This is a genomic window from Morganella sp. TYF_1 (assembly GCF_043105645.1).
Classification (GTDB): domain Bacteria; phylum Pseudomonadota; class Gammaproteobacteria; order Enterobacterales; family Enterobacteriaceae; genus Morganella; species Morganella morganii_B.
Genome location: NZ_JBICLU010000026.1, coordinates 382,301 through 409,192 on the forward strand (window position 1 = coordinate 382,301; position 26,892 = coordinate 409,192).

Sequence of the window (26,892 nt, forward strand, 5' to 3'; positions counted from 1 at the left end):
CAATTGTATCTTGTAATCATCACGTTTTCGTTTATTGTGATCGGTATCACTGTGGTTTCACACAGCAACTGACCGAATTCAGAGACAGCATTAATCTATGGAAAAAACGGATGAACTGCGCACACGGGCAATAGACAAACTGATCACCCCGTCTGCGCTGGCCGGCGAGTTTCCGGCCACAGCAGCAATTACTAAGAATGTCGCCACATCACGAACCCGCATTGAACGCATTTTAACCGGTGACGACCCGCGTCTGCTGGTGATTGTCGGCCCCTGCTCTGTGCATGACCCGATTGCCGCACTGGATTACGCACAACGCCTGAGCGAGCTTCTGCCAAAATACAGCGCGCGCCTTGAAATTGTGATGCGTACCTATTTTGAAAAACCGCGTACGGTGGTCGGCTGGAAAGGCCTGATTTCAGATCCGCGTCTGGACAACTCCTGTCAGGTCAATGAAGGTATCCGGCTGGCACGCAAACTGCTGATCGACGTTAATGCACTGAATGTCCCGACAGCCACCGAGTTTCTCGATATGGTCACCGGGCAGTATATTGCGGATCTGATCAGCTGGGGGGCAATCGGTGCCCGGACCACGGAAAGCCAGATCCACCGCGAAATGGCCTCCGCACTCTCCTGCCCGGTCGGCTTTAAAAACGGGACTGACGGCAATATCAAAATTGCGATTGATGCTATCCGTGCCGCACAGGCCGGTCATATGTTCCTGTCACCGGATAAAGACGGTCAGATGACCATTTACCAGACCAAAGGCAATCCGTTCGGGCACATTATTATGCGCGGCGGCAAAACACCGAACTATGCCGCCGGTGATATTGCACACGCCTGTGATCAGCTGCGCCAGTTTGACCTGCCGGAACATCTGGTGATTGATTTCAGCCACGGTAACTGTCAGAAAATCCACCGTCGTCAGCTGGATGTCGCCAAAGATGTCGCACAACAGATTAAAGACGGTTCGCGGGCTATCGCCGGTGTTATGGCGGAAAGCTTTATTCAGGAAGGCACACAAAAACTGGTCAATCACAAAGCGCCTGTGTACGGGCAGTCAATTACTGACCCGTGCCTGAGCTGGGCGGATACCGTCACCTTACTGGATATTCTGGCTGACGCGGCGAATGCCCGTTTCGGCTGATTTTTTTCCTTATTATGAAACAGGATGCCCGGCATCCTGTTTATTCATCACTCATAGTTATCATTTACACACCATATAGTTGAGATACAGCTCACTTTTTCCATGTAAATCCCCCCTCCGGAAAGAAATCGCTTGTACAGATTCCATCATCTGCTGATAATAATTTGCGAGTGAGAATTGATATCAAATAAAATTATATGACTGAAAATAATCAGAATTCTGTGATATCCGGACGTTCCGGATATAAAAATACAGCAACAAATAAGATCACCGTTATCAGCAGCGAGGCACTCCTGGGGCCTCAGCAACGCATTATTATCCACCATCAGAACGAGGAATATCACCTGCGCCGGACAAAAAACGGAAAACTGATTCTGACCAAATAATATACCGGCCAGCCACCTGTTTCCTTAAGGCAGCCAGCTTACTTTTTGACACCTGTTATCCGGTTTGCACCTGTTTGGTACAAACCATGAAAAAGTAAGGATCTGCCATGAGCGACAAAAAACTCTCCCGTTACATCGCCCTGAGTAAACGGGATTTATTCGCCTGTTCCTATGATATTGCTAAAAAAATGCGCATATCCGAGGCGGAGCTGGCACACTGCCGGGTCGGATATGATACCTGCCGCCTCACACCGGATATCCCCGCTATTTTTCGTTTACTTGCCACTGCCGGCGACCTGGCCGGCGTTACCGAAAATGACAATGCGATGCAGGAACACTACGGCACATATGCTAATGTCGAGTTCGGGGAACATGCAAGCCTGCTGCTGAATCCGTACGGGCTGGATTTACGCTTTTTCCTGTCTCAGTGGCACTCTGCATTTGTGTTAGCAGAAAATACGCTGAACGGGCTGCAACACAGCCTGCAGTTTTTTGATCGTCACGGCTATGCTGTCCACAAAATATATACTACACGTAATACGGATATGACCGTCTGGAAACAACTGACTGCACAATTTGCCACGCATGACAATCCACGGGTTACCCCCAGGCCTGTCGTCATTCCGGCTTCCGTGCCACTGACACCGGAACAGCAGACTGAATTTACCCGCAACTGGCAGCAAATGACCGATGTACACCAGTTCTTTACTCTGCTGAAAAAATTTAATATCAGCCGCTTACAGGCATTCCGTTATGTGGATAACACGCTGGCACAGCGGATAGATAACAGTGCATTATTACGGCTGCTCGCACTGTGCGAAAAAGATAAGAATGACATCATGATCTTTGTCACCAACCGGGGATGTGTCCAGATTTTCACCGGCGCCATCACCCGGCTCGAAAGGATGATCTCCGCGGATAGCGGAAAATACTACATTCATATTTTCAATGAGTTATTCTCTTTCCGCATAGCTGAATCACACATTGCGGAATGCTGGATAACCCGTAAACCCACCAAAGACGGTATTGTTACCAGCATGGAATTATTTGATAAAAACGGCCAGGCTATCGCCCAGTTGTTCGGCCAGCGCACCGAAGGTGAACCGGAACAAACTGTCTGGCGTCGTCAGATTGATACCCTGCTGTCAGACAATATCGATAAGGCTGTAGCATGAAAAAATATATCTTGCTGCTGCTGTTCTGCTTTTGTCCGTCTGCACTCAGTGTTCAAGGTGGTATTATTACCCTGGGCGGGGATGTCACCGAGATTGTTTTTGCACTCGGTGCCGGTGATCGGGTCATTGCCCGTGATACGACCAGTGAGCATCCGCCACAAGTCACTCAGTTACCGGGACTGGCGCAAACCCCCGCCGGAAAACACCAGAGCGTATTGATAGCCGATGACATGGGATTTCTCGGCTTCGGGTTACAAACGCCTGAAACACTGCGTCAGTTACGCAAAGCGATGGAGGCAACAGCTGCGCTATGAACAATCCGCCTGCTTTTCATCTGCGCTGCCTGTGCCTCTGTTTGCTGTTATCAGTCATGATATTTACTGCCATGAATACCGGCGGACTGCCGGTTTCTGTCAGTGCATTCCTGCGGGGTGAGATCACCCCGCAACTCTGGCAGATTTGGTTGTCTGTACGTCTGCCGAGGATTGCACTGGCTGTTCTGGCTGGCATGGCACTGGCGACTGCCGGTGTATTATTGCAGGGATTGTTCCGCAACCCGCTGGCTGATCCCGGTTTACTCGGGATCAGCAGCGGTGCTGCCGTTGCCGTAGCACTGGGCATTGTCTTTATCGCGCCTTATCTGAGCGGTACACTCACACTGTATCTGCACATTATTACCGCATTCAGTGGTGCGCTTTGTATCAGCGGGCTGATTTTTATGCTCAACCGCCGCCGTCAGCCATTACTGCGCCTGTTACTGTGCGGTATCGCCGTTAATGCCATCAGCATGTCTTTTGTCGGCGTACTCAATTATCTGAGTGATGATAACGAATTACGTCAGTTTTCACTCTGGATGATGGGCGGCACCGGGCATATCAGCTGGGTTCTGCTGCTGCCGACTATCATACTGATACTCCCTGTATTTTATGCTGCATTCAGGCTGTCACGTCCGTTGGATATGATTCAGCTGGGAGAGGAAGAAGCACATTATGCCGGCGTCAATGTCCGCCGGACACAACAGTGTGTACTGCTGATCAGTGCTCTGCTTACCGGTATCACCGTGGCACTGTGCGGAATTATCGGTTTTATCGGCCTGGTTATCCCCCACCTGATGCGTATGATTTTCGGCTGGCATCACCGGCTTCTGCTGGTAACATCGGCCCTTGCAGGCGCGCTGCTGTTACTGCTTTCGGACACTCTTGCCCGCACCCTGGTGGTACCGGCAGAAATTCCGGTCGGGTTACTGACCGGACTGCTCGGCGCGCCTTATTTTCTCTGGCTGATTTTCTCGGTGAAGGAATAATATGTCCCGCATAACCACAAATACCACACCACCGGTACTGGTTGCAGAGAATATCTGTTTTTCCCGCCACGGACAGCCGGTAATCAGTGATATCTCCCTGACATTACACTGCGGAACCATCACTGCTGTTACCGGCCCGAATGGTGCGGGAAAATCAACCCTTCTTCGTTTACTCAGTGGTTATTGCCCCTGTGACAGCGGACAAATCATGCTGCGCGAAAAACCGATGACATCCTGGTCGCCCGCTGCTCTGGCACAGATCAGGGCGGTCATGACACAACAAAGTGCTATCTCTGCCCCCTACCGGGTCAGAGACATTATTGCGCTGGGGGATTTGCACAGAGAATATACACGTCAGACGATCATTGATGAAGTGATACACCTGACGGCCTGCGAATCATTGCTCGATAAACGCTGGTATCAGCTTTCCGGTGGTGAGCAGCAGCGGGTTAATCTGGCACGGGCACTGATGCAACTGAGCGGCCCGTTGCCCATTCCCCGCCTGCTATTACTGGATGAACCCACTGCCGCGCTGGATCTTCACCACCAGCAACGCCTGATACGGATGCTGAAAAAGCGGGTGAGCACGACCTCCCTGGCCGTCTTCTGTATTCTGCATGACCTGAATTTAGCGTCTTTATATGCTGACCACATCATAATGCTGAATAACGGATGCATTGTCCGTCAGGGAATGCCGGGAGAAGTACTACAAAAAACGGTACTGACGGAAACCTATCAGGCTGACCTGATAACGCTCCGCCATCCGCTTACCGGCAATAATTCTGTGTTACTTACCCCGTAATATTAATCACTTTTTGCCGTAACACGTTGTTTGCGGCAAAAAGTCATTGCCGAGAGCAAACATAAGGTATACCCGAGCAATTCGCAGCCCTCTTCTGCCAGGTTTTTTGCCAGCCGGTTAAAATCATCCCCCATCATGCCGCGCCATAAAATCCCCATACCAAACAGGCGCGAAAATACCAGTACCACCAGCAAACCGGTGACCATCATCCCGTATGCCGGGTGGGTGACAAAACGGTACAACCCGCTAACCGCTGTACGCGGATGCAGAAAAGCATAGACAATCGCAGCCAGTGAGACCGGAACCGCGAACCAGAACCATGCGCCGTGAGAAATATAATCAAAAATCTGATCCAACTCCCTGATCAGCATGCTGGCAAACAATCCGGCAATCAGGAAAAAACCCGCTCTGTCCTCCGGTTCCCGCAGCCCTTTGCGGAAAAACAGCACAATCACGGCGAGCAGCATCACTTCAGCAACAATTTCTGTCACCGAGTCTTCCCCCAAATCATTCTTAAGAACCAAAATATCAATAAACAACAGACCTGTGCTGGCAGCCATGATCAGTGCCAACATAAAAAAACGCCCCATTGCCCCGAAAAGAAACCGAAATTGCTGTGACATAACTATCCTGAATTATATTTATCGTCAGCGGATTCTATCGATTTCCAATCTGTAATTGGTGACATATGGTGCTATATGCTGGTGATAAACCAATTGGTTTCATCTATTGGTCTGATAATGATTCTCAATCATGAAAGGCACGATTTGCCTACACAATTCTTGGAAAATTCATAAAATATGACTAATAACATCTGTGACTATTAGAATTTATAGATTGTAGCCCGATTTTGGGAGGTGAACATGTCAGAAAGTGTAGTGAACGATATTATCAAATGGCTGGAAACTCAGTTACAGCGCAATGAAGGGATCAAAATCGATACTATTGCGGATAAAAGCGGTTATTCAAAATGGCATCTTCAGCGTATTTTCAAAGATATCAAGGGATGCACATTAGGTGAGTATGTCCGTAAACGTCGCCTGCTGGAGGCCGCTAAATCTCTGCGCGATAACGATATGTCTATTCTGGATATCGCGTTGCAGTATGGTTTCAGTTCACAGGCAACCTTTACCCGTATCTTTAAAAAACATTTCAATACCACACCGGCAAAATTCCGTGATCACGGCCAGATGCCGGAACCGCGCTGTTTCATGGAGTGTGGTTCACACTAAATGGCTGAAAAAATATCCCCGCCGCCGTCACCGGTCAAACGGGGATATTTTTTTATCCTGCTGTAATCACTGAGCCGATTAACCGCCTGCTTTATTTAAGCTCTGCCGCCAGCCAGTCCCGCAACTGAGTCAATTCATCGTGCATGTCCGGATAACCGGTTATAAGCTCAGTAAATACCGCTGTCACCGCATCAGCACTGTAACGCTGACCAGTCAGTAGTTGTGCCAGTTGCTCCAGCGGGGACGGGTCAAGACTGTCAGTAAAAATCTGCGCCCGGCTGATCATGCCGCGCTCCACATCAAAATGCAGTTCAATACCGCCCCATTTAAAGCGGGTATCCAACAGATGGCTGAAGGCCGGTGCATTACCGAAATTCCAGTCCCAGCTGCTTTGTCTGGCAAAGGTTTCAGCAAATCCCGGCAGGTCAGGAAGTGAATCCGGTGAAATCAGTTCCGTTTCCGCTTTCTCGCCGTAATAGTCGAAAAACGCCGCTTTAATCACGTCACAAACCTGTTCATGGTCAATCCCCGGAATAATTTCCGCCAGATTAGTCACCCGTGAGCGGACAGAGGTGATCCCTTTAGCCTGCAATTTCTTCGGATCCGGGTTGAGATAATCCGCCAGACGGCTTAAATCCGCATTAATTAATACCGTACCATGATGAAAACCGCGATCTTTGGTTTCCCGGTACGCCGACCCGGAAATTTTTCTCTCACCATCTCCGCTGTTCACCACCAGGTCATTACGCCCGGATGCCGATACCGAAATACCGAGCCGGGATAAACCATCGAGAATAATATTGGTGGATACCGTTTTGTCATATTCCGGTTTCCCGGCCATAAAGGTGAAATTAGTATTTCCCTTGTCGTGGAATACCGCCCCGCCGCCGCTGCTGCGCCGGGCTAATTTAATATGGTCGGATTCCATTTTGCGGGTATTACATTCCTTCCACGGGTTTTGCGCCCGGCCAATAACCACGGTGTCATTATTACGCCACAGAAACAGCACACGCTGGTCAGCGGGCATTTGCCGGAAAATACACTCTTCAACAGCAAGGTTAAACCACGGATCAAAGGAATCAGAAATAAAAAGACGAAGTGACGACATGTTGTCCCCCGGAAAAAAATAGGCTGCCGATAAGATAACATAGTTATACCGATGATTTTAAAGTCTGCGCGCCTGCCAGAAGACTTTTTTCCAATAGACGTTATCAAGGCTGGAACGCATCACACCTTTGCTTGTCGAGGCATGAATAAAGGCGCGATCAGAATCATAGATACCGACATGTAACCCGTTTTCGCCACCGCCGGTTTTAAAGAATACCAGGTCGCCGGGCTGTAAATCCTCAACATCAATCCGGGTGCCATAAGTGGTCTGGGCTTTGGTGGTGCGCGGCAGTGAAATAGCAAAGCGGTCATTAAATGTCCGGTAGACAAAACCGGAGCAATCAATACCGTTTACATCCATTCCGCCATAGTGATAAGGCGTACCGTACCATTGCGATAATTGTTCCCGCAACTGGGCAATCACCATAATCGGATCCGATAATTCCGTTTTGATCGGCGGTGCGTGGTATTTACGCGGTGTCGATGAACAGCCGACAACGGCTAATACGCAGATAAAAAGCAGAGAACGGAATATCATTTTCATTGTATTATCCCCGGTACGACTGACCTTCAACCCGCATTACTGTATTAATATCTGCGGGTGAAAGTCAATATTTGCCGTATTTTACCCGGTGTTACGGCATTTTCCGGTAATACAGCAATGTCAGATTTTCATCAGTAACCAGTTCATCAGCCGGTGAGACATCGTTTTCATCCACCCCGTGACGATCCCGCAGGATCAGCGCAACATTACCGGTTTTACGGGCGTTATTCAGCCAGGATTCAAAGTCATCATGTGTAATAAATTTTGATTTTGTATCCGGATAGATATCACTCAGTCCGTATTTCAGTTCTCCCGGACGGTCAAACATATAAATATCGCTGCGCTGCAATTCCCAGGCCGCTGAAGTGCCGATACCAACACTGTTAACCAGAATATAACGGGCATCTTTCAGCAGCGCGATATTATCCTGAATAAAAATCTGCGGTAAATTTGCCCGTTCCGTACGGGCCGGTAACAGCGAACTGACCGATAAACTGATTGCCACCGTACAAAATGCCGCCAGCATCCAGTAACGGCAACCCTTTATCAGGGTGAACACCGAAACAGCAATCCAGAACAGGAATATCGCAATGGCCCCGGTAAATTTGCCGCGCTCATCCGCAGAATACACCAGGGTATTTTCCAGGTTGTTTATTACCAGCAGAGCAATAACCGCGCAGAAACCGAAAATAATATTGATCACCGCATTCAGTTTAAAGACAGATACGGCCTGTTTTTTTATCAGGGTATGGATATATGCTGCCATCAGGATCGTCAGTGGTGCAATGACCGGCAGAATATAGGTCAGTAATTTTCCTTTGGCGATACTGAAAAATAAGAACGGCAATACTGTCCAGCACAGCAGGAAGAATAACGGCTTATTTTCACGGCGCTGTTGCCAGCCCTGTTTTAATGCCCCGAATAAAAAACCGCTCCAGGGTAAAACACCGGCAAACAAAATCGGAATAAAGAACCAGAATGGCGAGAGATTTTGCGCCTCTTTACTCATAAAACGTTGTATGTGCTCAACCACGACAAAATAGCGCCAGAAATCAGGCTCGGCGTGATATATCGCCAGCGCCCACGGCAGTGTGATAAGCCCGGCTGCAGCGATCCCCGCCCAGCAATAACAAAGCATAGTTTTAAAACGCCGGTAGAAAATATGCACCGGAATCAGCGCAATAACCGGCAATACCAGTGCCAGAAAACCCTTTGTCATCAGCGCCATGCCGCAGGCCAGCCCGAAGGCAATCCAGTAGCTCAGCAATGCACGGCGTGACTGCGCGGTGATCAGCCCATAACTGAGATAAATCACCAGCGTGACCCACATGGTCAAAATCGGATCCAGCGTACTGTAAGTCCCGAGTGCGAGAACCAGTAACATACTGGCATACAGAAAGGCGGCTGTGCGGGCGATGACGTTTTCATCCCACATTTTCATTGTCAGCCGGTAAACCAGCCATGTGCTGACCATTGTTGAGAACAGGACACCAAAACGCACTGCAAATTGTGTATGACCGAACAACATCTGACTGATGTTATTTACCCAGTAACCCGCCGCCGGCTTTTCAAAATAGCGGATATCCAGCAGATGCGGCACCACCCAGTTACCGTCAGCCAGCATTTCCCGGCTGATCTCCGCATACCGGGTTTCATCCGGCTGCCATAACGCACGAAATTCCAAAGGAATAAAATAGGTTACTGCAATAAACAACAGGAATAACACAGTCCACATTGCGGCAGACGGATACGCCACATGAAACGCGGACTTACGGCTGTTAACGTCCAATATAACCTCCGGACAAGGATACAATTTTACCACAACAAGGTAATCATCTCTGTTACCTCCATTAAGACCCGGGTATGGGAAAATAATTCACGGTGTAACAGAATATTTTGTTTATATAACAAAGAAAAAACGGAGGGATTAATACAGGCTTAATCGTTTAATGACGGCTTAATAAAACACTAAGCCGTATTATGATTATACGGCGGGTTTTTCTTTACTGTGGATCAGACGCACCCCAAACAGAATAAAAATAATACCGATACTTTTTATCAGCGACACACCTTCATTAAACCAGGGCAGGAACGCAGCCAGCAAATAGACAAACACATAACTCAGGCTGATAAGCGGGTAGGCTTTATTGAGCGGCAAATCCCGCAGCGCGAGCAACCAGCACACCATTGACAGAACATAGCCCGCCAGTCCGGCGAAAACGACTGCGAACGGCTGCCACTGAGATAGCAACCAGCGGATATCCAGCCACTGCGGGCTCAGGGCAATATCCGGTAATTGTGTCACACCCAGTTTCAGCAACAGCTGCGCGACGGTGACAAACAGCACACTGCCGAGTACCCAAAGATATCCGCGCATCAGTGTCCCGCTCCCATCAGAATCACGCCGGTGACAATCGCTGCCACACCGCACCAGTGTTTACGGGTTACCCGTTCACCGTATAAAAACTGCGCCACCAGGGTAACCACCACAAAGTTGATACTCAGCATCGGATAGGCGATATTCAGCGGCATAACCTGCAAAAGTTTCAGCCACAGCAGCATTCCCAGACCCAGCAGAAACACCGCCAGCACCAGCCAGTACAGGCCTCTGCGTTTTGCATTTTCCTGTGCAGACTGCCAGACATCAACCGCCTGTTTCTGGCAGATCTGACCACCGCAGGTGAGAAAACTCACAATAATCAGTAAAACAATTTGCCCGAACACCATCACACCTTATGGCTGTTTATCATAGATATAGAGGGTCATCCGGCTGTTTTCGGTTCGTTTGTCCGCCGGCGGCAGTTTGGCATCGTAGGTATCATTTTTATCTGTTACCAGCAGTGCAACCTGCCCTTTCTTACGGGTTTCCGCCAGCCACTCAGCGAAAGTCGCATCATTCAGCAGACGGTATTCGCTGTCCGGATATTTCAGACCATAAGTCAGTTCGCCCGAATTATTCAGCAGATAAATATCACCGCGTTTCAGCTCCCAGGCCAGTCCGGCACCAATGCCGACACTGTTACTGACAATAAACGGACTTTTTTCCAGATCAGCCATATTCTGGCGGATAAATGCCTGCGGCAGTTTGGAATCCACTGAGTGATCCGGCACCGCGCTGCCGAAGGTCAGACTGACCACCAGGGAACAGGAAGCTGCCCACAGCCAGTGTTTTGCTTTCAGCAGATAACAGAGATACCCGATGATGCCCCAGATAGTAAAGGCGACAATCCCCAGAACCACTTTGGACCATTCATCCGGCTGATAAATTGGTTTTTTCACCAGATAGCTGGCAATGATCAGTCCTGCGACGGCGATCGCACCAAAGGCCAGGTTCAGGATACCGTTCGCCTGCAGCGCTTTCATCCGGTGCTTACGCACACAATCCACACCGTATTTGGCGATCATCACCGCCAGTGGCGCCATCAGCGGCAGCATATAGGTCGGCAGTTTCCCTTTGGCAATACTGAACAGCAGGAACGGAGCCACAAACCAGCAGAACAGGAAGAACATCGGCGGATTATTGCGCCGCTCTTTCCAGCCTTTACATAATGCGCCGGGCAGTAACGCCAGCCACGGCAGACAACCGAGCAGGATCACCGGGATGTAGTACCAGACCGGTGAGGCGTGCTGGGCGTCTTCACCTGAAAAACGCTGGAAATGCTCCACCACAATGAAATAGCGCCAGTAATCCGGCTCCTGCTGATGAACCGCAATCGCCCACGGCAAGCTGATCAGCACTGCGCAGATCACCGCCAGCGGGCCGAATTTCAGTAACTCAATAAAACGCCGCTGGTACAGCATCACCGGCAGCATTGCCACCACCGGGATCGCCAGCGCAAGGAAGCCTTTGGTCATAAAGCCCATACCACAGGACAGGCCCAGCAGGCACCAGGACGTTATCCTGGTTTTCATATTTTCGGCTTTCAGTGCCCTGAAGCTGAAGGCCATCGAGGCAATCACCCACATGGCAAACATCGGGTCGAGCACACTGTATGTGCCGACACTGAACACCAGAAACATGGAGACAAAGACCAGCGACGCAACAAATGCTGTGTGACGATTGCGCCACATCAGAAGCGTCATCCAGTAAACCAGCAGAGTACTGATAAGGATGCTGAAGACCGAGCCTGCACGGACAGCAAAATTGGTATGACCGAAAACCAGCTGGCTGACATTATTCACCCAGTAACCGGCCACCGGTTTTTCAAAATAACGCAGATCGAGTAACTTCGGGACAACCCAGTCGCCCTGTGTCACCATTTCACGGCTGATTTCCGCATACCGGGTTTCATCCGGATGCCAGAGCAGACGATCATTGATCGGGAAAAGGTAAGTTAACACGAAAAAAAGAGCCAGCAGAAAGGCTCCGATTTTACTCGCCCGGTTATTCAGCATGTAATGCTATTCCTCTTGTTGGCAGCCCAGCCACCCTTCCCGGCCGGGGAAATCACCCCGTACCACTTTGCCTGTCGGTAATGTTGATAAATCAGACGGCAGCAATTCACTGAGCGGACAAAAGCGGAAATCCTCATGTTTAATCCGTTCCAGTAATGCCTCAAACTGTGCGGCTTTGGACATGCCTTCCACTTCAGTGTGGATGGTATAGACCGGTACGCCCTGATCCCGTCTGATTGCATCGAGGATAAAGTCGTTGAAATCCGCATCAGCCACCTGCGGCCCCACCACTTCATCATAGGTCGGCAGTGTAACAGGAATCTGTACGGTTCCGGTAGTCCCGTCTGCAAGAAGCGGGCGAAACGGATGCGTGCCGCGGCAATCACTGTTGTAGGCAAAACCAAACGCCTGTTTGGCTTCAATCACCCGTTCATCCGCACGCCAGCCTGCCACCGCAGAGCACTGTACCGGTTGTCCGGTCGCCTGTGATAAGGCATCGGTGCCCAGGCGAATCTGCTCTGTGATTTGTGCCGGTGTCCAGCGGCCGACTTTCGCCTGCCAGCCCTGGTGATCCCAGGCATGCAGGCCGACTTCATGACCGGCATCCAGCGTCTGTTTCATCAGATAGCCGAGGTCACGGGCAATTTTTTTCCCCGGCCACGCCGTACCGGCCAGCAGAATATCCAGGCCGTATAATGACGCCGCATTGGAGCGCAGCATTTTCCACAGAAACTTAGGACGCAAAAGGCGCCACAAGTGACGCCCCATATTGTCCGGCCCGACGCTGAAGAAAAAACTGGCTTTAATATCGTGCTGCGCAAATACCTTCAGTAACTGCGGCACACCTTCCAGTGTGCCGCGGTAGGTATCCACGTCAACCCGCAGGCCGGCATTTTTCATTACTCGTCGTTCCTCAGCTCTTCAACCGCACCGCGCAGGAAGAAGTCGAGCGTTTCTTCCACCGTCTGGCGGGTATCGATAGTCGGTTTCCAGTCCAGTAAACGCTCCGCATTTTTGATGCTTGGTTTACGGTGTTCCACGTCCTGGTAACCTTTACCGTAGTAAGTGCTGCTTTCGATTTTACGGAAGCCGGCAAACGGCGGGAAGTTATCACGCAGCGGATGTTTTTCGAAGCAGTCGAGCAGCATTTCTGCCAGTTCGCGGATACTCGCTTCGTTCACCGGGTTACCGATGTTGATGATCTGACCGTCACACTTGCCGTCACGGTTTTCAATGATGCGGAACAGGGCTTCGATACCGTCATGGATATCAGTAAAGCAGCGTTTCTGCTCACCACCGTCAACCAGTTTAATCGGAGAACCTTCCACCAGGTTCAGGATCAGCTGAGTGATAGCACGGGAGCTGCCGATACGTGCGGAGTTCAGGCTGTCCAGACGCGGCCCCATCCAGTTGAACGGACGGAACAGTGTGAATTTCAGACCTTCTTTCGCACCGTATGCCCAGATAACCCGGTCAAGCAGCTGTTTGGAAACAGAATAGATCCAGCGCTGTTTGTTGATTGGGCCGACAATCAGGCGTGAATTATCTTCGTCAAACTCTTTGTCATCACACATACCGTACACTTCAGAGGTGGACGGGAAGATGATGCGTTTGTTGTATTTCGCACAGTAACGGACGATTTTCAGGTTTTCTTCGAAGTCCAGCTCGAACACGCGCAGCGGGTTACGGGTGTATTCGATTGGTGTGGCAATCGCCACCAGCGGCAGAATGACATCACATTTTTTGATGTGATACTCAATCCACTCGGTGTGAATGCTGACATCCCCTTCGATAAAGTGGAAACGCTCGTCACCGATGAAACGGTCAATCGCGGAAGAGCTGATATCCATACCATAGATATCGTAGTTGCCGTCTTCCAGCAGACGTTCTGTCAGGTGGTTACCGATGAAACCGTTCACACCCAGGATCAGCACACGCTTGCGGCGGGCAACCTGCGCAGTGGCTTTCGGGCCGACGCGGACATCCGTCACGATACCCATTTCTGCTGCCAGACGGGCACCCTGCACATACAGGCCGGATTCACCCTGACCGCTGATCACTTCCAGCGCGCCGTTTCCGCAGGCAATCACCAGCGGCTCAGCTGAAATAACGGTTCCCGGACGTTTGCCTTTGTTATCAGCAAGCACGCGGCTGCGCCAGATGATCATTTTGCGCTCACCCAGGAAGGTAAATGCGCCCGGGTACGGTTCTGTCACCGCGCGGACCAGGTTGTGGATCTGTGCCGCAGGCTGATTCCAGTCGATCAGACCATCTTCCGCACAACGGCGGCCGAAGTAAGTGGCCTGAGATTCATCCTGAGCGGTGGTTTTGCAGGTACCGGCCTCAATCAGCGGTAAGGTTTTGTTCAGCAGTGTTTCTGCGGCTTCACGAACTTTACCGTGAACAATCAGGGAAGTATCGTCACCACCGATAGTCACTTTTTCCTGCGCGACGATATCGCCGGCATCGGCTTTGGCCACCATTTTGTGCAGGGTAACACCGGTTTCGGTTTCACCGTTCAGCACAGCCCAGTTGATTGGTGCGCGGCCGCGGTATTTCGGCAGCAGAGAACCGTGCAGGTTGAATGCGCCTTTCGGTGCCAGCGCCAGAATCTCTTCGCTCAGCATATCGCGGTAGTAGAAAGAGAAAATAACATCCGGTTTCAGTTCGCGGATGCGATCCACCCACAGCGGATGGTTAACGTTTTCAGGGGCATAAACCGGCAATTCCATGTCCGCACTGACGCGGGCCACCGATGAGAAGAAATGGTTTTCACCCGGGTCGTCCGTATGGGTAAAGACGGCCTGAATATCAAAGCCCGCTTTTTTCAGAGCCTTCAATCCGACACAACCAATATCATGGTAGGCAAATACGATTGCTTTCATTAGTTTTTTTCCTGAGTTTCAGTTTCACTGGTCTCTTTCGCCTGAGCGCCGACCACTTTTTGAATAAAATACCGGGGACGTGCACGAACATCGTTATAAATCCGCCCGATATATTCCCCGAGCAGACCCATTGCCACGAATTGTGCGCCGATAAACATAAATAAGATAGCAAACAGGGTAAACACCCCTTCTGCCGCCCACAGCGCGCCGAAAGCCACGCGCAGGATAATCAGTAACAGCGCCAGCAGGAAACCGGACGCGGCGATGATACTGCCGACAATGCTTAACAGGCGCAGCGGCGCAGTGGTCAGGCAGGTCAGCAGGTCATACATCAGATTGATCAGTTTGAGGAAACTGTATTTTGAGTCACCGAACTCACGTTCAGCATGTCTGACATCAATTTCAACCGTTTTACGGGCAAAGGTGTTTGCCAGAATCGGAATAAAGGTGCTGCGCTCATGGCACTGTAACATCGCGTCGATGATATGACGGCGGTACGCACGCAGCATACAGCCATAGTCACCCATGGCGCTGCCGGTTGCGGCAATGATCATTTTGTTGATCATTTTTGAGGCGGTTTTGCGGAACCAGGAATCCTGACGGTTTGCGCGGCGTGTGCCGACCACGTCATAACCCTCTTCTGCTTTTTCAACCAGACGCGGGATCTCTTCCGGCGGGTTCTGTAAATCCGCATCCATGGTGATCACCAGATCACCGTCAGCCTGTCTGAATCCTGCCATTATCGCGGAATGCTGACCGTAGTTACGGTTAAGCAGAACAGCGACCACATGGTTTTCCGGAATTTCTGCCGCCTGCGTCAGCAATTCCGCTGAGCGATCACGGCTGCCGTCATCGACCAGCACAATTTCATAGGCCTGTTTCAGCGACTGACAGGCTTTGATTGTACGTTCCAGCAACTGAGGAAGACTCTCTTCCTCGTTATAAACCGGAATCACCACTGAGACTTTCTTAATTTCGTTAAATGACACTTATTTCTGCTCCGCAAGAATAGCTCTGATTGCGTCTGTCACACGGGTCACATCACTGTCTTTCATATCCGGGAAGAACGGCAGCGAACATAATGTCGCCGTGTTCCACTCTGAATTCGGCAGTGATAATGACGGGTACCGTTCCCGGTAATATTTCTGGGTATGCGCTGCACGGAAATGCAGGCCTGTCCCGATATTGACCGCTTTTAACTGCTCCATAAACGTATCGCGATCGATGCCGCAGACCGCTTTATCCACACGGATCATCAGCAGATGATTGGCGTGCAGATGCGGATAATCCGGCACGGATAACAATTCAACCGGCAGCCCGTCCAGGGCTTCACGGTAACGCTGTGCCAGGTGTGCACGGCGTGCGTTCAGTTCGTCCATCCGGCTCAGCTGCACCACGGCAATCGCAGCGTGGATATCTGACAGGTTATATTTGAACCCCGGTTCGACCACTTCCGCCTGCGGTTTGCGCCCCTGCATCTGACGGTCAAACGCATCCACACCCAGCCCGTGGAACTTAAGACAACGGATACGCTGTGCAAGTTCATCATCATCTGTCGCAATTAATCCGCCTTCCGCACAGGTGACGTTTTTAATTGCGTGGAAGGAAAAAATGGCCGTGCCTTTTTCGCCGATCCACTCATCCCGGTAGCGGGTACCAACGGCATGCGCGGCATCTTCCAGCAGAAAAATAGTGTGTTCCTGCGCAATAGCACGTAAAGCAACCAAATCACAGGGAGCACCGGCATAATGAACAGGAATGATGACTTTGGTTTTCGGGGTAATCGCCGCACGGACAGCATCCGGCTGAACCATCAGTGTATCGCGGTCAACATCAATCATCACCGGTACCGCGCCGAGCAGTTCGATCATATTGATGGTGGACACCCAGGTCTGTGAAGGTGTGATCACCTCATCCCCCGGGCCGACACCCAGTGCCATCAGCGCAACGTGCATACCGGCGGTTGCTGATGCCAGAGCAATGGCGTGTTTACAGCCGAAACGCTGACAGAAATCCGCTTCCAGCTGCTGATTCTGCGGGCCGGTGGTGATCCAGCCGGAACGCAGTACTTTTTCAACAGCCGCGATTTCTGACTCCCCGATAGCTGGCCGGGAAAACGGAAGAAACTCAAGCATAAATACAACCTAATAAGAATCGGAAGTGATGATTATATCCTGAATTGATTCAATTGACGCTCAACACCAGGGCCCTGTTTAAATAAATCTTAATCTTTGCGGCCATAAATAACCGCAATTGAGTGCGGCATGATAACAAAAATCAGCGCCGTTGTTGATGCCAATCTGTTATTTGCCACTGTGTTTCTTGTGTTGGTCTGATACTTTTTATTTCGGACTGAAAAAGTTCGCTCAAAATATCTTCAGTCATCATTATCTGAGTTTCACCGGCTGCAAGTACCTGACCGGCTTTAAGTAACACCACTGCGTCCGCATGCAGATAACTGTGGTTTAAATCATGACCGCTGGTAATAATCGTCCCCCGCTGCTCACAAAACCGGGCTATCCATTTATCCAGCATCGCCTGCTGGGTAATATCCAGGTGGTTACGCGGCTCATCCAGTAATACGTATTTCCCGGACAAGTCATCCGTTGTCCATAATTGCAGAAATATGGCTGCTATTTTTACCCGCTGCCATTCGCCGCCGGATAATTGCGTCAGCATACGCGGCAATAACAGCTCCAGCTGAAAATCGCCGCACAGCTGATAAATAAGCTGTGTATTCTCCTGCACCGCCGGCATATAGAGCTGCAGGTACTGAAACACCGTCATCACCGGGACGCAATCGGTGGTTTGAGTCAGGTACGCGCGAAACTGTGCCTGCTGCCGTTTGGGGATCGTTTTTAAATCCGAGTCACGGTAGCGGATTTGCCCGTCATAGCGCACAGCATCCGCCAGTGCCGCCAGCAATGTGCTCTTACCGGAGCCGTTCGGCCCCAGCAGATGGATTTGCTGCCCGGCAAAAAATTGCAGGGCATCACAGGAGAGACGGCGGCCGATGCGGATCCCGCTGACATCAAGTAACACATTTTCCATCAGCGGCGCCCTCCGTGGTGACGGGTCAGCAGATAAATAAAGGCCGGTGCACCGATGGTAGCGGTCACCACGCCAATCGGGATCTCTGCATTGGATAAAATCAGCCGCGAGCATAAATCCGCCAGCAGCAGACTGACTGCGCCGAATAGTGCGCAGGCGGGTAATAATGTCCGGTGATCGGTAATACCCATCAGCCGCAGCATATGCGGAATAATCAGCCCGATAAAACTGATGGCGCCCGCCACCGCCACACTCAGGCCGATCAGCAACCCGACGGCGATAATAAACACATTGCGCCAGCGGTGTGCCGACACCCCGAGCTGCTGGGCATTGACCTCGCCCAGCGCAAGATAGTTAAGCACCGGTGCCTGCCACAGCAGCCACACCGCGACCACGGCTATCGCCGCCAGCAACGGGCTGAGCCGCCAGTCCGCCCCGGAAAAACTCCCCATCATCCAGTACATCAGCTGACGCAAATCCAGACTGGTGCTGAAATACACCATCCAGGTCATAAATGCGCCGCAGATAACGCCGAGTGCCACACCGACCAGCAGCAACTGGCTGTTACTCAGCCGCCGGAAATGCGCAAAATAAAGCAGAATCAGGGTCAGCAGTGTCGCCCCGATCACCGCCCCGCCCCCAAGCACCCACAACGGTGGCATGCCTTTGAAAAACAGCACGATAAAAACAACAAACACCCCTGCACCATTACTCACGCCGAGTAATCCCGGTTCCGCCAGCGGGTTTTCAAAGATAGCCTGCATCACCGCACCGGCCATTGCCAGACCAGCACCCACGGCAATCACCGCCAGCACGCGCGGGAAACGCAGATCCCAGACAAACAGCTGTGCGGTTTCAGATAACCACTGGCCCGGAAAAATCCACATCTCACCGGCGCACAGTGCAACGGCGATCATTATCAGCAAGGTAACGGAAAGAAGAATTATGCGCTGTACATCCCGCTTTTTCCGCGTCTGTACCAGCTTCGTGATGGGGTTGTGAATATGCATGAGATCCCTGTCATTGTTCAAGACGGGAGGCAGTATACCTGAGTCAGAAAGCGGTTAATGTCTGACAAACCACAGAAAAGAAAACGACCTCATAAGAGGTCGTTTCAGGTCTTACTCTTTCGGTGTCGATTTCTCGACCTTGGCTTTCAGCTTCTGCCCCGGACGGAAAGTGACAACACGACGGGCTGTGATAGGAATATCTTCACCCGTTTTCGGGTTACGGCCCGGACGCTGATTCTTGTCCCGCAGATCAAAGTTTCCGAAACCGGATAATTTCACCTGCTCACCATTCTCAAGAGAACGGCGTACCTCTTCAAAAAACAGCTCAACCAGGTCCTTCGCATCGCGTTTGCTCAGGTCCAGTTTTTCCGACAGATTTTCTGACATTTCAGCTTTAGTAAGCGCCATAGGTTTAGTCCCTCAAGGATGCTTTAAATCGCTGTTGCAACGCGGCAACGCATTTGTTTACGGTTGCTGCAATTTCATCTTCTTCAAGTGTACGCTCTGTATCCTGTAAGGTCAGACTGATCGCCAGACTCTTATAACCCTCAGCAACACCCTTACCACAGTACACGTCAAATAAGTTTATGCCAACTAACTGATTTACGCCAACTTTTTTACATTCATTCAGAATGTCTTGCGCAGCGACGTTTTCCGGCACAACGATGGCGATATCCCGGCGGTTCGCAGGGAAGCGTGAAATTGCTTCAGCCTCAGGAATAATACGGTTTGTCAGTGCGTCCCAGCGGATTTCAAAGACAACCGTACGGCCGTTGAGATCCAGTTTTTTCTCCAGTTCCGGATGAACCACACCGATATAGCCGATATGCTCATCTTCCAGATAAATCTCAGCACCTTGTCCCGGATGGAGGGCCGGATTCGTCGTTGCTTTAAACGATACACGATCTAATTTACCAGTCAATTCGAAAATCGCTTCCAGATCACCTTTTAAATCATAAAAATCAACAACCTGTTTTTCTGATGACCAGTGCTCCTCATTGCGGTTACCGGCGATAACGCCAGCCAGCATGGTTTCCTGACGGATCCCGAGGTCTGCGGCCGCATCCGGTACAAAGCGCAGGCCTGATTCAAACAGGCGGACACGGCTCTGCTGACGGTTCTGGTTGTACACAACGGTGCTTAACAGGCCGGTCAGCAATGACAGACGCATGGCTGACATGTCCGCAGAGATCGGATTCGGCAGAATAATAGCGTCCTGGCCCGGATGCAGCAGAGCCTGAATCTTCGGATCGACAAAGCTGTAAGTGATTGCTTCCTGGAAACCACGGTCAACCAGCAGTGTTTTCACACGCTTAAGCGGCAGATGTGCTTCGTGACGCGAGGTCATAATCAGATCTGCACGCAGCGGAACATCCGGGATATTGTTGTAGCCGTAAATACGGGCCACTTCTTCCACCAGATCTTCCTCAATCTCCATATCGAAACGCCATGACGGCGCCGTCACCAGCCACTGATCCTGAGACATTTTCACATCGCAGCCCAGACGGGTCAGAATATCCGTTACCTGTGCATCATCCACATAGTGACCAATCAGACGATCAAGCTTGTTGCGGGTCAGCGTAATCGTTGCGGCTTCAGGTAAATCCGCCTCAGAAACCACTTCAATGATTTCGCCCGGCTCACCGCCGCAGATATCCAGAATCAGGCGGGTGGTACGTTCAGCTGCAATACGCTGCAACTGCGGATCCACACCGCGCTCAAAACGGTGTGAAGCATCGGTATGCAGACCATACTGACGCGCACGACCGGTAATCGCCAGCGGATTAAAAAACGCGGTTTCCAGCAAAATATTTTTGGTGGTGTCAGACACACCGGAGTGCTCACCGCCGAAAATACCGGCCATGCCCAGCGCACCCCGGCGATCTGCAATGACCAGAATGTTATCCGTCAGCGTGACTTCGTTACCGTCCAGCAGTGTCAGTTTTTCACCCTGCTCTGCCATGCGGACAATCAGCTCACCCTCGAGGGTATCCAGGTCATAAGCATGCTGCGGCTGACCCAGCTCCAGCAGAACGTAGTTGGTGATATCCACGACCGGATCGATAGAGCGGATGCCGCCGCGACGCAGTTTTTCCACCATCCACAACGGGGTTTTTGCTGTCACATCGACATTTTTAATCACACGTCCGGTAAAACGCGGACACGCCTGCGGCGCATCAACACGGATCGGGAACGTGTCCTGATGAACAGCAGCGACCGGGGACATATCCGGCACCTGATAATCCATCTTATTGAGAACCGCCACATCACGGGCCACACCACGGATACTCAGGCAGTCCGCACGGTTCGGCGTGATGCTGATTTCAATCGCGGTATCATCCAGCTTCATATACTCACGCAGATCAGTACCGATCGGTGCATCTGCCGGTAATTCAATAATGCCGCTGTGATCAGCGCTGATACCCAGCTCAGAGAATGAGCAAAGCATACCTTCTGACGGCTCGCCGCGCAGTTTGGCAGCTTTGATTTTAAAATCGCCCGGTAAGACCGCGCCGACTGTCGCAACAGCCACACGCAGCCCCTGACGGCAGTTTGGCGCGCCGCAGACGATATCGAGCAGGCGGTCACCGCCGGTATTCACTTTTGTCACACGCAGTTTGTCGGCGTTCGGGTGCTGTCCGCATTCAACCACTTCCCCGATAACCACACCGTTAAACTGACCGGCAACGGCTTCTGTGCCGTCCACTTCCAGGCCGGCCATGGTGATCTGATCAGATAACGCGTCGCTGCTGACAGCCGGGTTTACCCATTCGCGTAACCAGAGTTCACTGAATTTCATGAGAGTATCCCGCCTTATTTGAATTGCTTGAGGAAACGAAGGTCATTTTCGAAGAATGCGCGTAAATCGCTCACGCCGTAGCGCAGCATAGTCAGGCGCTCCATCCCCATACCAAAGGCGAAACCGGAGTAAATGTCCGGGTCAATACCGACATTGCGCAGTACATTCGGATGTACCATTCCGCAGCCCAGTACTTCCAGCCATTTGCCGTTTTTACCCATCACATCCACTTCCGCTGACGGTTCAGTGAACGGGAAGTAGGATGGACGGAAACGCACCTGCACTTCTTCTTCAAAGAAATGATTCAGGAAATCATGCAGTGTGCCTTTAAGATTGGTGAAACTGATATCAGTATCCACAATCAGGCCTTCTGTCTGATGGAACATCGGAGTATGTGTCTGATCGTAGTCATTACGGTAAACGCGGCCCGGCGCAATAATGCGGATTGGCGGCTGTTTATCTTTCATGGTACGGATTTGCACGCCGGAGGTCTGCGTACGCAGCAGGCGTTTGGCATCGAACCAGAAAGTATCGTGATCAGCACGTGCCGGATGATGCGCAGGAATATTCAGCGCATCAAAGTTATGATAGTCGTCTTCAATTTCAGGGCCGGATTCCACCGAAAAGCCCAGTTCGCCGAAAAAGGTTTCGATACGCTCAATGGTACGGGTGACCGGATGCAGACCGCCATTTTCCATGCGGCGTCCCGGCAGGGAGACATCAATCCGTTCTTCAGCCAGACGGGCATTGAGCGCCGCAGATTCCAGGGAATCTTTACGGGCATTCAGTGCGGTCTGAACCTCTTGTTTGGCTTCGTTAATCACTGCACCCGCAGCAGGACGATCTTCCGGCGGCAGATCCCGCAGCGATTGCATCTGTAAGGTTAAATGCCCTTTTTTACCCAGGTATTCAACACGTACCGATTCCAGCGCTGCAACATCCTTTGCCTCTTCGACGGCTGCTTTTGCCTGAGCAACCAGTTCAGCGAGATGTGGCATGTTTTCCTATTCCTCTGACCCTGTGGTCTTCAATTATGACAACGGCGCTGCCGAACGTCATTATCTTCCCGTTCCGGCAAACCCCTGAAACAAAAAAGCCTCCATTCAGGAGGCTTACGGCGTTACTTTTCGTTTCTTTTTTACGCGCAAAGCCCCCTGAGTTCAGGCGCTAAAGTAAAAAAAGAAGCGGAAAGAAACGATATTATTCATTTTCTCAACTATTTATCGGTTAACCGGATGTATTTTGTCATAGTACGCGAAAAACATGCGGATATACAATGACAAATTATTCATTCAGCAGATTTTTTCTGCCGGACAGCAAAAGAGGGAGCAAGCTCCCTCTTCTGTCTGAACAATTACGCCAGAGCGCCTTTTGCTTTTTCGACCAGCGCAGTAAATGCGGCTTTATCGAATACAGCGATATCGGCTAAGATCTTACGATCGATTTCAATGGATGCCTTTTTCAGACCGTTGATGAAACGGCTGTAAGACAGACCATTCTGACGAGCTGCTGCGTTGATACGTGCAATCCACAGCTGACGGAACTGACGCTTACGCTGACGACGGTCACGGTAAGCATACTGACCAGCTTTGATTACTGCCTGGAAGGCAACACGATAAACGCGCGAACGGGCACCGTAGTAACCTTTCGCTTGTTTCAGAATTTTTTTGTGACGTGCGCGAGCAATGACACCACGTTTTACACGAGCCATACTAATCTCCTAAAGTCGTAAACTTTGCTAAAAAACTTGCTTATGCGTATGGCAGGCAAGCGACAACTAAACCCAGATCCCCTTTGGAGACCATACCTTTCGGACGTAAATGACGTTTACGCTTAGTTGATTTTTTAGTCAGGATATGACGGAGGTTAGCATGCTTACGTTTGAAACCACCTTTAGCGGTTTTTTTGAAACGCTTAGCTGCACCACGTACAGTTTTAATCTTTGGCATTTTTATTTCCACTTCGCATTGTTAAACAACGAATTAATCCGGCGAATAAACGCCGGGGTTGCCCCCGGCGTTTATTACTTGGATTGCCGGACTATTTCTTCTTAGGAGCGAGCACCATGATCATCTGGCGACCTTCGATCTTCGACGGGAAGGATTCGACGGAAGCTAATTCACTCAGATCGTCTTTGATGCGGTTAAGCACTTCAATACCAATCTGCTGGTGCGCCATTTCACGCCCACGGAACCGCAGTGTGATTTTGGCTTTATCGCCATCTTCAAGAAAACGAACCAGGTTGCGTAGTTTGACCTGATAGTCGCCTTCATCTGTGCCAGGACGGAATTTGATTTCCTTAACCTGAATAACTTTTTGTTTCTTCTTCTGCTCTTTAGCCGATTTGCTTTTCTCGTAGAGGAATTTGCCGTAATCCATGATACGGCAAACGGGCGGTTCGGCATTAGGGCTGATTTCAACTAAATCAACCCCGGCTTCCTCGGCTTTCTCAAGAGCTTCTTTCAGGCTGACAACACCAAGCTGCTCGCCTTCAAGACCAGTTAAACGAACTTCATTGACACGGATTTCCGCATTGATGCGGTTCGGACGTGCTGTTTGAATTCTTTTTCCGCCTTTAATACCTTATTCCTCCGGTTGTTCTTCAAGTCTGCGACTGCGAATTTCTTCAAGCAGTGCGTCTTTAAATTCGCTCACGTTTATGCTGCCAAGATCGTTGCCGCGGCGGGTACGAACAGACACTTCGCCTGTTTCCATCTCTTTATCACCGCAGACCAGCATATACGGAACACGTCGTAACGTGTGTTCACGAATTTTAAAGCCAATCTTCTCATTTCTCAAGTCTGCTTTTGCACGAATGCCGGCATCCTGCAGTTCTTTGACGACTTCACGGACATAATCGGCCTGAGAATCAGTGATGTTCATCACCACTACCTGGTTAGGCGCTAACCATGTCGGGAAGAAACCGGCAGTTTCTTCAGTCAGGATACCAATGAAGCGCTCCATCGAGCCTAAGATCGCGCGGTGAATCATCACCGGGGTCACACGTTCATTGTTTTCGGCAACATAAGTTGCCCCCAGACGAGCCGGCAGAGAGAAATCGAGCTGCACTGTACCACATTGCCATGCACGATCCAAACAATCATATAAAGTAAATTCAATTTTCGGCCCGTAGAAGGCACCTTCGCCCGGCAGATATTCGAATTCGATGTTGTTTTCTTTCAGTGCAGAGGCCAGATCAGATTCGGCTTTGTCCCACTGGACATCAGAACCGATGCGTTTTTCCGGACGGGTGGACAGTTTAACCACAATCTTTTTGAAGCCGAAAGTGGAGTACATGTCATAGACCATACGGATACAGGCACTGACTTCGTCCATTACCTGCTCTTCGGTACAGAAGATGTGCGCATCATCCTGGGTAAAGCCGCGGACACGCATCAGACCATGCAGCGCACCGGAAGATTCGTTACGGTGGCAGCTGCCGAACTCCGCCATACGCAGCGGCAGATCACGGTAAGAACGCAGACCCTGGTTGAAGATCTGAATGTGACCCGGGCAGTTCATCGGCTTAATGCAGTATTCACGGTTCTCAGAAGACGTTGTGAACATATGCTCTTTGTAGTTTTCCCAGTGTCCTGTTTTTTCCCACAGAACGCGATCCATCATAAACGGACCTTTCACTTCCTGGTAATCGTACTCTTTCAGTTTCACACGGACGAACACTTCCAGCTCACGGAAAATTGTCCAGCCGTCGTTATGCCAGAACGCCATACCCGGCGCTTCTTCCTGCATATGATACAGGTCAAGCTGCTTACCGATTTTACGGTGGTCACGTTTTGCGGCTTCTTCCAGGCGCTGCAGATAAGCGGCTAACTGCTTCTTATCGCCCCACGCGGTGCCGTAAATACGTTGCAGCATTTTATTTTCGCTGTTGCCGCGCCAGTAGGCACCGGCCACTTTCTGTAATTTGAAGTTATGGCAGAAACGCATATTCGGTACGTGCGGACCACGGCACATATCGACATATTCTTCATGGAAATACAGTGCAGGATGCTCATCCTGACCGATATTTTCGTCCAGAATTTCAACCTTGTAATCTTCACCGCGGGAAACGAACATCTCGCGGGCTTCGCCCCATGTGACGCGTTTTTTAACGACATCATAATCTTTTTTGGCGAGTTCCATCATCCGCTGTTCGAGTTTCTCGAGGTCTTCCTGGGTCAGTGACTCATCAAGATCAACGTCATAATAGAAACCGTTATCGATTACCGGACCAATCGCCATGCGGGTGTCCGGCCATAATTGTTTGATGGCATGACCTAACAGGTGAGCACAGGAGTGGCGGATAATTTCCAGTCCTTCCTCGTCTTTGGCGGTGATAATGGCTAAATTTGCATCGTGTTCAATCATGTCGCAGGCATCAACCAGCGTACCGTTGACACGACCCGCGATACAGGCTTTCGCCAGACCGGCACCGATATCATTCGCAACATCAAGGACAGAAACAGGATGGTTAAACTGGCGCTGACTGCCGTCAGGAAGAGTAATTACAGGCATTTTTAAATCCTTATCTACAGTGGTGACCCATACGTAAGATCACATATAGAAATCTCATTTATTTGATTTTCAGTACGTTACCGGCAATTTCTTGCGTACATTGCAAGCCGGGTCACACCTGCGGATCATAATCTGCCGGGCGCCCTTGCCGGAACTCAAAATCAATACTAACACAGCAAATACGGATTAAAACGTTTATATCTTTACATTTATGAAAAGGTGGTGAGCGTCACAAACAGAATATCAATTAATGAACATAACAGGGTCATATCCCTGCTATACATCAGTTATCTCAGTTCCGGCCGGTTATATAGCCATATATCCTGCCGGAAACGCCAAATTCATTATTTATATTAATTATTTCAAACAATGACGTCCTTCTTTTATGATGAAAGTGCGTTACACCATACAGAAATATCAAGAGCCTGCGATAAATGACCCGAACTATCAGGTAAAACATTGATACAATTTATCATTCTTAATTCACCAATTGTAAAATGTTGTCAGTTATACTTAATCCGTAGTAGAGATAAGTGAACT

At 50.4% G+C, this 26,892-nt stretch carries 26 protein-coding genes, 1 pseudogene and 1 other annotated feature; of the genes and pseudogenes, 7 read left to right on the top strand and 20 right to left on the bottom strand.

Translation table 11 applies throughout. The annotated features are described in order from the left end of the window. Positions 1-97 precede the first annotated feature (97 nt). The 6 genes and pseudogenes from ACF8OF_RS15115 (at position 98) to ACF8OF_RS15140 (ending at position 4,813) form a co-directional block, all read left to right on the top strand. Positions 98-1,147 carry a 3-deoxy-7-phosphoheptulonate synthase gene (locus ACF8OF_RS15115; RefSeq protein WP_262882315.1) on the top strand — a complete coding sequence of 350 codons (1,050 nt, stop codon included), beginning with the start codon at positions 98-100 and terminating at the stop codon, positions 1,145-1,147. 197 nt (positions 1,148-1,344) lie between these two features. Next, the gene (hemP, locus tag ACF8OF_RS15120; RefSeq protein WP_025153011.1) at positions 1,345-1,533 is read left to right on the top strand and encodes a hemin uptake protein HemP; all 189 of its coding nucleotides are present in this window, start codon (positions 1,345-1,347) and stop codon (positions 1,531-1,533) included. A 107-nt stretch (positions 1,534-1,640) separates the two neighbouring features. Further along, positions 1,641-2,708, top strand: coding sequence for a hemin-degrading factor (locus tag ACF8OF_RS15125; RefSeq protein ID WP_279800346.1), 1,068 nt, complete (start codon positions 1,641-1,643; stop codon positions 2,706-2,708). A gap of 62 nt (positions 2,709-2,770) precedes the next feature. Beyond that, positions 2,771-2,884, top strand: a pseudogene (locus ACF8OF_RS15130) (hemin ABC transporter substrate-binding protein); the annotation flags it as partial. Positions 2,885-3,018: 134 nt separating this feature from the next. Further along, a complete protein-coding gene (locus ACF8OF_RS15135) occupies positions 3,019-4,011 on the top strand; it encodes a FecCD family ABC transporter permease (protein WP_392497068.1) in 993 nt (330 codons plus the stop codon). 1 nt (position 4,012) lies between these two features. Then, entirely contained in the window at positions 4,013-4,813 is an 801-nt protein-coding gene (locus tag ACF8OF_RS15140) for a heme ABC transporter ATP-binding protein (protein ID WP_392497069.1), read from the top strand. A gap of 2 nt (positions 4,814-4,815) precedes the next feature. Here ACF8OF_RS15140 and ACF8OF_RS15145 read toward each other — a convergent pair whose 3' ends face one another. Then, positions 4,816-5,436, bottom strand: a complete 621-nt coding sequence (locus ACF8OF_RS15145) for a hypothetical protein (protein ID WP_262859321.1) — start codon at positions 5,434-5,436, stop codon at positions 4,816-4,818. A gap of 240 nt (positions 5,437-5,676) precedes the next feature. Between ACF8OF_RS15145 and ACF8OF_RS15150 the strand changes: the two genes are divergently transcribed. Continuing rightward, positions 5,677-6,045 (top strand): helix-turn-helix domain-containing protein, encoded by a 369-nt coding sequence (locus ACF8OF_RS15150; protein ID WP_025153017.1) that lies wholly within the window; start codon positions 5,677-5,679, stop codon positions 6,043-6,045. A gap of 91 nt (positions 6,046-6,136) precedes the next feature. On the opposite strand, the gene ACF8OF_RS15155 is transcribed toward ACF8OF_RS15150, so the two are convergent. The 19 genes from ACF8OF_RS15155 to thrS all read right to left on the bottom strand — a co-directional run bounded on the left by ACF8OF_RS15155 (position 6,137) and on the right by thrS (position 26,352). Then, positions 6,137-7,153, bottom strand: coding sequence for a lipoate--protein ligase A (locus tag ACF8OF_RS15155; protein ID WP_392497070.1), 1,017 nt, complete (start codon positions 7,151-7,153; stop codon positions 6,137-6,139). Between the two features lie 57 nt (positions 7,154-7,210). Further along, entirely contained in the window at positions 7,211-7,696 is a 486-nt protein-coding gene (locus tag ACF8OF_RS15160; protein WP_262882326.1) for a C40 family peptidase, read from the bottom strand. Between the two features lie 91 nt (positions 7,697-7,787). Continuing rightward, positions 7,788-9,485 carry a lipid IV(A) 4-amino-4-deoxy-L-arabinosyltransferase gene (arnT, locus tag ACF8OF_RS15165; RefSeq protein WP_392497071.1) on the bottom strand — a complete coding sequence of 566 codons (1,698 nt, stop codon included), beginning with the start codon at positions 9,483-9,485 and terminating at the stop codon, positions 7,788-7,790. A gap of 195 nt (positions 9,486-9,680) precedes the next feature. After that, a complete protein-coding gene (gene arnF / locus ACF8OF_RS15170; RefSeq protein ID WP_279800371.1) occupies positions 9,681-10,076 on the bottom strand; it encodes a 4-amino-4-deoxy-L-arabinose-phosphoundecaprenol flippase subunit ArnF in 396 nt (131 codons plus the stop codon). Further along, the gene (gene arnE / locus ACF8OF_RS15175) at positions 10,073-10,423 is read right to left on the bottom strand and encodes a 4-amino-4-deoxy-L-arabinose-phosphoundecaprenol flippase subunit ArnE (protein WP_262859325.1); all 351 of its coding nucleotides are present in this window, start codon (positions 10,421-10,423) and stop codon (positions 10,073-10,075) included. Before arnE ends, arnF begins: the two co-directional genes overlap by 4 nt. Before the next feature lie 6 nt (positions 10,424-10,429). Further along, the gene (gene arnT / locus ACF8OF_RS15180) at positions 10,430-12,091 is read right to left on the bottom strand and encodes a lipid IV(A) 4-amino-4-deoxy-L-arabinosyltransferase (protein ID WP_392497072.1); all 1,662 of its coding nucleotides are present in this window, start codon (positions 12,089-12,091) and stop codon (positions 10,430-10,432) included. A gap of 6 nt (positions 12,092-12,097) precedes the next feature. Next, positions 12,098-12,991, bottom strand: a complete 894-nt coding sequence (gene arnD / locus ACF8OF_RS15185; RefSeq protein WP_392497073.1) for a 4-deoxy-4-formamido-L-arabinose-phosphoundecaprenol deformylase — start codon at positions 12,989-12,991, stop codon at positions 12,098-12,100. Continuing rightward, entirely contained in the window at positions 12,991-14,976 is a 1,986-nt protein-coding gene (gene arnA / locus ACF8OF_RS15190; protein WP_392497074.1) for a bifunctional UDP-4-amino-4-deoxy-L-arabinose formyltransferase/UDP-glucuronic acid oxidase ArnA, read from the bottom strand. Before arnA ends, arnD begins: the two co-directional genes overlap by 1 nt. Continuing rightward, entirely contained in the window at positions 14,976-15,965 is a 990-nt protein-coding gene (gene arnC, locus ACF8OF_RS15195; RefSeq protein WP_262859328.1) for an undecaprenyl-phosphate 4-deoxy-4-formamido-L-arabinose transferase, read from the bottom strand. The genes arnA and arnC overlap by 1 nt, the downstream gene beginning before the upstream one ends. Next, positions 15,966-17,111 (bottom strand): UDP-4-amino-4-deoxy-L-arabinose aminotransferase, encoded by a 1,146-nt coding sequence (gene arnB, locus ACF8OF_RS15200; protein WP_392497075.1) that lies wholly within the window; start codon positions 17,109-17,111, stop codon positions 15,966-15,968. A gap of 142 nt (positions 17,112-17,253) precedes the next feature. Then, on the bottom strand, positions 17,254-18,027 hold the full coding sequence (locus ACF8OF_RS15205; RefSeq protein WP_279800358.1) for an ATP-binding cassette domain-containing protein: 774 nt from the start codon (positions 18,025-18,027) through the stop codon (positions 17,254-17,256). Next, a complete protein-coding gene (btuC, locus tag ACF8OF_RS15210) occupies positions 18,027-19,037 on the bottom strand; it encodes a vitamin B12 ABC transporter permease BtuC (RefSeq protein WP_262859331.1) in 1,011 nt (336 codons plus the stop codon). Before btuC ends, ACF8OF_RS15205 begins: the two co-directional genes overlap by 1 nt. A gap of 111 nt (positions 19,038-19,148) precedes the next feature. Next, positions 19,149-19,445 carry an integration host factor subunit alpha gene (gene ihfA / locus ACF8OF_RS15215; protein WP_004235369.1) on the bottom strand — a complete coding sequence of 99 codons (297 nt, stop codon included), beginning with the start codon at positions 19,443-19,445 and terminating at the stop codon, positions 19,149-19,151. Positions 19,446-19,449: 4 nt separating this feature from the next. After that, the gene (gene pheT / locus ACF8OF_RS15220) at positions 19,450-21,837 is read right to left on the bottom strand and encodes a phenylalanine--tRNA ligase subunit beta (RefSeq protein ID WP_262882330.1); all 2,388 of its coding nucleotides are present in this window, start codon (positions 21,835-21,837) and stop codon (positions 19,450-19,452) included. A 14-nt stretch (positions 21,838-21,851) separates the two neighbouring features. Further along, positions 21,852-22,835, bottom strand: a complete 984-nt coding sequence (pheS, locus tag ACF8OF_RS15225) for a phenylalanine--tRNA ligase subunit alpha (RefSeq protein ID WP_072868437.1) — start codon at positions 22,833-22,835, stop codon at positions 21,852-21,854. Between the two features lie 88 nt (positions 22,836-22,923). Beyond that, positions 22,924-23,046, bottom strand: a sequence feature (Phe leader region). A gap of 145 nt (positions 23,047-23,191) precedes the next feature. Next, entirely contained in the window at positions 23,192-23,548 is a 357-nt protein-coding gene (gene rplT, locus ACF8OF_RS15230) for a 50S ribosomal protein L20 (RefSeq protein ID WP_004235362.1), read from the bottom strand. 40 nt (positions 23,549-23,588) lie between these two features. Further along, on the bottom strand, positions 23,589-23,786 hold the full coding sequence (gene rpmI, locus ACF8OF_RS15235) for a 50S ribosomal protein L35 (protein ID WP_004235358.1): 198 nt from the start codon (positions 23,784-23,786) through the stop codon (positions 23,589-23,591). Positions 23,787-23,877: 91 nt separating this feature from the next. Continuing rightward, a complete protein-coding gene (gene infC / locus ACF8OF_RS15240; protein WP_262859392.1) occupies positions 23,878-24,417 on the bottom strand; it encodes a translation initiation factor IF-3 in 540 nt (179 codons plus the stop codon). A 3-nt stretch (positions 24,418-24,420) separates the two neighbouring features. After that, positions 24,421-26,352 carry a threonine--tRNA ligase gene (gene thrS / locus ACF8OF_RS15245; RefSeq protein ID WP_262859333.1) on the bottom strand — a complete coding sequence of 644 codons (1,932 nt, stop codon included), beginning with the start codon at positions 26,350-26,352 and terminating at the stop codon, positions 24,421-24,423. Positions 26,353-26,892 lie beyond the last annotated feature (540 nt).